5 protein-coding genes and 1 pseudogene are annotated in these 6,366 nt (G+C 75.6%); 2 read left to right on the plus strand and 4 right to left on the minus strand.

Annotated elements, in window-relative coordinates:
* Window positions 1-177 precede the first annotated feature (177 nt).
* Window positions 178-606 (minus strand): hypothetical protein, encoded by a 429-nt coding sequence (locus NH602_RS26700; protein ID WP_179760268.1) that lies wholly within the window; start codon window positions 604-606, stop codon window positions 178-180.
* A 117-nt stretch (window positions 607-723) separates the two neighbouring features.
* On the opposite strand from NH602_RS26700, the gene NH602_RS26705 reads away from it, so the two are divergent.
* A complete protein-coding gene (locus NH602_RS26705; protein ID WP_073577042.1) occupies window positions 724-2,427 on the plus strand; it encodes a choline dehydrogenase in 1,704 nt (567 codons plus the stop codon).
* Window positions 2,428-2,519: 92 nt separating this feature from the next.
* Here NH602_RS26705 and NH602_RS26710 read toward each other — a convergent pair whose 3' ends face one another.
* A complete protein-coding gene (locus NH602_RS26710) occupies window positions 2,520-2,705 on the minus strand; it encodes a hypothetical protein (protein WP_062402550.1) in 186 nt (61 codons plus the stop codon).
* 362 nt (window positions 2,706-3,067) lie between these two features.
* Here NH602_RS26710 and NH602_RS26715 point away from each other — a divergent pair, with 362 nt between their 5' ends.
* On the plus strand, window positions 3,068-3,931 hold the full coding sequence (locus NH602_RS26715; protein ID WP_073577142.1) for a DMT family transporter: 864 nt from the start codon (window positions 3,068-3,070) through the stop codon (window positions 3,929-3,931).
* 235 nt (window positions 3,932-4,166) lie between these two features.
* Here NH602_RS26715 and NH602_RS26720 read toward each other — a convergent pair whose 3' ends face one another.
* Window positions 4,167-5,894, minus strand: coding sequence for a DEAD/DEAH box helicase (locus NH602_RS26720; protein WP_073577043.1), 1,728 nt, complete (start codon window positions 5,892-5,894; stop codon window positions 4,167-4,169).
* A gap of 167 nt (window positions 5,895-6,061) precedes the next feature.
* Window positions 6,062-6,366, minus strand: a pseudogene (locus NH602_RS26725) (SAM-dependent methyltransferase); the annotation flags it as partial.

Below are 6,366 nucleotides of genomic sequence, written 5' to 3' on the forward strand. Positions count from 1 at the left end.
AGCTGGCCCGGCTGCAGCTGCGCGCCGCGCCGCCGTCGGTGCCGGAACAGCCCGACGCGCTCGACCGCACCGCGCTGATCCCGGCGGCCCGCCGCTCCCCCGTGGTGCCGGTGGCGCCGCGAGTGCCCGCCCAGCGGCAGGCGCGGCACCGCAGGCACGACCAGGGCTGACCCGGGGTCAGGCTTCCGGCCGGTCCTGGCGGTCCGCACACCGTTCGAGGAGCTGCTGGTGTTCCTGCAGGTAGGCCGACACGCGCTGGCGGCTGACCCCGAACAGCCTGCCGATCCCGGCGATCGTCTCGCCCTCGCCGTGCAGCGCGACGGCCTCCTCCCGGCGGAACCGGCCACCGACGGCGCCCAGGCCGTCGAGGGTGCGGGTGAGGGTCTCCACGATCAGCGGCCGTGCCTCGCGCGGGACGATCGCCCGCCAGCTCAACCCCTGAGAGCGCAGCTCCTGCAGCTCGGCCACCCGTTCACGGGCCGAGGACAGCTCGGCGATCGACGCCTCCAGCTGGGCGGCGAGGGCGGCCAAAGCGGCGTCGGCGTCGTCCGCGGCGGCATCGCGGAGGTCCGCTCCGTCCTCGGCGTCACGCTCGGTCGTCGTCACACCATCGAGCCTACGGGGGTGGCGGCGACGGCCGGTGGGCGCGGCGTACCGTGATCCACGCAAGGGGGGTTGCTCCCTCGAACAGGGCAATCCCGACAGTGGGTGTGGAGGGCGCGCATGGGCCGGTACGACGTCGTCATCGTCGGCGGGGGATCCGCGGGGGCGGTGCTGGCCGCCCGGCTCACCGAGGAGCCCACGCGCCGGGTGCTGATGCTCGAGGCGGGCCGGCCCGACCACCGCTGGGACCCGATCATCCGGATGCCCGCCGCGCTGTCGAAGGCGTGGGGCAACCCCCGCTACGACTGGTGCTACGTCACCGAACCCGAGGCCGGTCTGGCCGGGCGCCGGATCGCCGTCCCGCGCGGGAAGGTGCTGGGCGGCAGCAGCAGCATCAACGGGATGGTCTACCAGCGGGCCCACCCGGGCGACTACGACCGCTGGTCCCGCCTGCCCGGCTGCGAGCAGTGGAGCTCGGCCCACCTGCTGCCCTACTTCCGCCGCCTGGAGCGGCGGATGTCCGAGCGCGGCACCCCGCTGACCGACGGCGGTCACGGGCCGCAGGTCCTCGAGCGCGCCCCGGCCGCGGGCCCGCTGAACGCGGCGTTCCTGGCCGCGGCGCAGCAGGCCGGGCACGCGCTGCTCGACTCCACGAACGGCCCGGTCCAGGAGGGCTTCTCCCGGACCGAGCGCACGATCTCGCGCGGGCGCCGCTTCTCGGCGACCGACGCCTGGCTGCACCCGGTCGCCGACTCGCGGCCCAACCTGACCGTCCGCACCGGCGCCCTGGTCCGCGCGCTGCGCACCGACGCCCGCGGTACCCGGGTCATCGGCGTCCGCTACCGCGCCGCCGACGGCACCCTCCGCGACGTCGACGCCGGCGAGACCCTGCTCGCCGCCGGCTCCATCGCCACCCCGCAACTGCTCCAGGTGTCCGGCTTCGGCGACCCGGAGCACCTTGCCGGGATCGGCGTCGAGACCCGGGTGGCGCTGCCCGGGGTCGGCGCGAACCTGCAGGACCACCTCGCGGTGCACCTGCAGCACGCCTGCTCGCAGCCCATCTCGCTGGCCCCGCACCGGGCCCCGCACCGGCTGCCCGCCGCGGCGGCCCGCTGGCTCGTCTCGGGCACCGGGATCGGGGCCAGCAACCACTTCGAGATCGGCGGGTTCGCCTCCACCTCGATGGCCGGGGGCATCCCCGACGTCATGATGCTGTTCGCGCCGGTCGCGATGCGCTTCGCGCCGGACGTCCCGCCGGTCGGGCACGGCTACGAGATGCACGTCTCGGTGATGGCGGGCGACGTCCGCGGGACGGTGCGGGCGGTGTCCCGCGACACCGCCGTCCCACCGCGCCTGGTGCAGAACTACCTGGTCACCGACGGCGACCGGCGTCGCTGGGTGGAGGCCGTCGGCCTGGCCCGGGAGATCCTCACCCAGCCGGCGTTCGCGGGCCTCGACGCCGGGGAGACCTTCCCCGGCGAGGGTGTCCGCTCCGACGCCGAGATCCTCGCCTGGGTGTCCCGGCGCGCCCAGAACGGGCTGCACCCGACCAGCACCGCGCGGATGGGTACCGACGCCGACGCCGTCGTGGACCCGTCGACGCTGCGCGTGCACGGCACCGAGGGTCTGCGGGTCGTCGACGCGTCGATCTTCCCGGACGTGCCCAACGCCAACACCTACGGCCCGGTGGTGGTGGTGGCCGAGCGGGCCGCCGACATCGTCACCGGCGCCACCCCGCTGCCCGCCGACCCGGCGCCGTCGCGGCCGGCCGGGGCACGCGGGGCCCCGGGCACCGGCCCGGAGCCGCTCGCACCGGTGTCCTGAGCACCCCCGGACATACCGAACGGGGCGGGGATCCGATCGGATCCCCGCCCCGTTCGAGGGTCTGTGTGGGGGCGCGGGTGGCGCCCCGGGTGTCACTCCCCGGTCTGCACCTGCACCCCGGACTCACGCAGCTTGGCGGCGTGGGCGTTGCCGTGGTGGTTGCAGAACAGGAGTTCCCCACCGGAGGGCAGGATCGCGCGCACCTTGGCAGCCGCACCGCAGCGGTCGCAACGGTCGGCAAGGGTCAGTTCGGGCCGGGTCAGCGTTTCGGGCTGCATAGCGGTCTCCCTCCGTCGCGGCGGCGGGCTTCGGGCGCTCGCCGCCGTATCACTGTGACGACCGCACGAGCGGTTCGCCCACACCTGTACAGACGCTCGAGGCCCCTGCACGTGTTCCCGGGATGCGTCGCGACGTCCGTCACGTGTGGCGTGCGCCGCACGGTTCGGTGGCGCCGCGATGTACCCGCGGTGACCGGTTGCGTATGAAGTTGACTGCGTGTGAATCATGCGGGCAACTCGCCCGACGTGCAAGCGCGCCACGGTAAATACGGTGTGTCGCGGTCTACGGTGGCCGGGTGAGTCCCCGCCCGTCGCCCGATCGTGTTCCCGCTCCGTTGCTGTTCCTGGCCGGTGGGACCTCGATGTACGTGGGGGCCGCGCTGGCCGTCGGGCTGTTCGACCGGCTCGCGCCGTCGGCGGTCGCCGAGCTGCGCCTCATCGGTGCCGCGCTGGTCCTGCTGGCGTGGCGCCGCCCCGGCCGCGACTCGTGGCGCGGCGTCCGGCTCGTCCGCGCGGGGACGTTCGGGCTGGCCACGGCGCTGATGAACGTCGCCTACTACGAGGCGATCGCGCGGCTGCCGCTCGGCACCGCGGTGGCGGTCGAGTTCACCGGCCCGGTCGTGGTCGCGGCGCTCGCCTCGCGCCGGTTCCGCGACGTCGGCGCGGTCGGCCTCGCCGCGGCGGGCGTGCTCCTCATCGCCGACGTGCGCTGGTCCGGCAGTCCCGCCGGGGTGCTGTGGGCGCTGGGCGCGGCGGCGATGTGGGCGGCCTACATCGTGCTGGGCAAGCGGGTCGCGCGGGCCGGTTCCGGCATCGACGACCTGGCGACCGGGTTCACCGTGGCCGCCGTCGTCCTGGTCCCGCTGCTGTTCACCGGGGGTACGGGTGCCGCGACCGGGTTCGGGCTCGCGAACCTCGCGCCGCTCGCCGATCCGGTGGTGCTCGGCCTGTCCGTCGGGCTGGGTGTGCTCAGCTCGGTGATCCCCTACGTGCTGGACCAGGTCGTGCTGCGCCGGGTCGGGCAGGCCCGATTCGCGGTCCTGCTGGCGCTGCTGCCCGCCACCGCGACGCTGGTCGGGCTCGTCGTGCTCGGTCAGCTGCCGGGGCCGCTGGAGGCCGTGGGGATCGCGCTGGTCGTCGCCGCGGTGGCCCTGCGGTCCCGCGACGGCGACGAACCCGTCCCCGTTCCCGCCACGTACGTCCGGGATCGGTCCGCCCCGTCCTGACCGCTCCGGCGGCGCGACGTCCGCACGGTGATCCGGAGCTCGCGCGCTGATCCGCGGTCCGCGCGTGTCCGGACGCGCGCCCCGAGCGGATCAGCGCGCGCGGAGTGGATCACCGCGTGCCGGCCGTGGTGGCTCTCCGGTCCCGGCGACGGTGCCGGGCCGGCCCCCACCGCGCCCGCACGGGCGGCGTCGTCCTCCGGCCCGCCGGCGACACGGCGGCCCGCCAGGGCGGCTCTCAGCGCCAGGACCGCAGGGTCGCGATGCGTTCCTCGAGCTGCTCGATGGTCGCCATCGCCACCGGCGGGCCGCCGCAGTGCGCCCGCAGCTCGTTATGGATCTTCCCGTGCGGCTTGCGGGTCTTGTGGTTGTGCAGCGCGACCAGGGTGTTGAGCTCCTTGCGCAGCGTCTGCAGCCGCTCCCGCACGCTCTGCCCGCGCTCGGCGGCCGGCGGCGGGGTGGGCTCGGTCGCCGGGGTGGCGCGGGCCTGGGCGCCCGTGCGCGGCGAGCCCTTCGCGATCCAGTCGGCCTGCCGCTGGGACAGCAGGGTGCGCACCTGGTCGGGCTCCAGCAGCCCGGGCAGCCCGAGGTAGTCCTCCTCGTCGGCGGAGTAGGTGGCGCCCTCGTAGATCAGCTGGTCCAGCTCGGCGTCGGCGCCGAGGGAGGTGAACGCCTTCTCCTGCTCGCCGGGCTCGTCCTTGACCGTGTTGGCCTCGTTGAGCTCGGCGTCGTTCCAGACCTCCTCGGGCCGCTGCGGCTTGCCGAGGACGTGGTCGCGCTGGGCCTCCAGCTCGCTGGCCAGGCCGAGCAGCACCGGGACGCTGGGGACGAACACCGACGCGGTCTCGCCCTGCCGCCGCGACCGCACGAACCGGCCGATGGCCTGGGCGAAGTACAGCGGGGTCGAGGCGCTGGTGGCGTAGACGCCGACGGCGAGGCGCGGCACGTCGACACCCTCGGACACCATCCGGACCGCGACCATCCACCGCTCGGTGGAGCGGGAGAACTCCGCGATCCGGTCCGAGCCGCCCGCCTCGTCGGACAGGACGACCGCGGGCCGGACCCCGGTGATGCCGGTGAGCAGCGCGGCGTAGGCACGGGCGGCCGTCTGGTCGGTGGCGATGACGAGGCCTCCCGCGTCGGGCATGCCGCCGTCGCGGTGGCTCTGCAGGCGGCGGTCGGCCGCGGCGAGCACCGCGGGCATCCAGTCCCCGGACGGGTCCAGCGCGGTGCGCCAGGCCATCGCGGTCTGCTCGCGGGTCAGCGGCTCCCCCAGCCGGGCCGAGATCTCCTCGCCCGCGCTGGTGCGCCAGTTCGACGTACCGGAGTAGGCCAGGAAGACGACCGGCCGGACCACGTTGTCGGCGAGCGCCTCGGCGTAGCCGTACTGGTGGTCGGCCCGGCTGCGCGGGGCGCCCTCGGCGTCGGGGACGTACTCGACGAACGGGATCGGGTTGTCGTCGGAGCGGAACGGCGTCCCGGTCAGGGCAAGGCGGCGGGTGGCGGGCTCGAACGCCTCGTAGACGCCCTCGCCCCAGCTCTTGGCGTCGCCCGCGTGGTGGATCTCGTCGAGGATCACCAGCATCCGGCGGTTCTCGGTGCGGTTGCGGTGCAGCATCGGGTGCGCGGCGACGCCGGCGTAGGTGATCGCGATGCCCTGGTAGTCCCGCGAGGTACCGCCCGCGGAGTTGCGGAACTCCGGGTCGAGCGCGACGCCGGCGGCCGCGGCCGACTCGGCCCACTGGTACTTCAGGTGCTCGGTCGGGGTGACGACGGTGATCGCGTCGACGACCCGGTCGCGCAGCAGCTCCGAGGCGACGCGCAGGGCGAAGGTCGTCTTGCCCGCGCCCGGGGTCGCGACCGCGAGGAAGTCCCGCGGCGAGGTCGCGAGGTAGCGGGCGAGTGCGCTGCGCTGCCACGCGCGCAGCGGGCGGGTCTCGGGCGACACGAGCTGGGTCTGCGACACACGTCTCCCCTGGTCCGTGGGTCGTTCCCGGGCGGGAACCGGCGATCCCCGGCAGGTCCGCGCGTCGACGCCGACCGGGCTGCGGGGCGCGGATCAGGGTAGCCGGGGGCCGCACCGTCGCCGCCCGGTGGGCGGGCCCGGGACCTCCCCGGCGGTGACGGGCCAGGTCAGCCCCGGGGCGGCCGCGGACGGCGGGCGGTGAGGACGAACGCGGGCGGGACGTTGGCGAGCACCGCGCGGCCGTGCACGACCTCCTCGAACGCCGCGGCGAGCCGCCGCCGGAGCCGGCGGGCGGGCGGCAGCGACCGGGTCACCGAGTAGCCGAACTGGGTCAGGGCGCCATCGGGGTGCAGGCAGCCGGCGACGACGTCGGTCAGCCACGGCTCGACGCGCGGGTAGGCCGCCCACGGCAGCCCGGAGACGACCACGTCGGCGCCGCCGAGCCCGCGGGCGGCGAGCAGCGCGGGCAGCT

Source organism: Pseudonocardia sp. McavD-2-B, assembly GCF_024124365.1.
Classification (GTDB): Bacteria; Actinomycetota; Actinomycetes; order Mycobacteriales; family Pseudonocardiaceae; genus Pseudonocardia; species Pseudonocardia alni.

What these genes read in the sequence shown, in the direction of transcription:
- NH602_RS26705 (WP_073577042.1), top strand. Translation starts at nt 724, where the DNA reads ATGGGCCGGTACGACGTCGTCATCGTCGGCGGGGGATCCGCGGGGGCG.
- NH602_RS26710 (WP_062402550.1), bottom strand. Translation starts at nt 2,705, where the DNA reads ATGCAGCCCGAAACGCTGACCCGGCCCGAACTGACCCTTGCCGACCGT.
- NH602_RS26715 (WP_073577142.1), top strand. Translation starts at nt 3,068, where the DNA reads ATGTACGTGGGGGCCGCGCTGGCCGTCGGGCTGTTCGACCGGCTCGCG.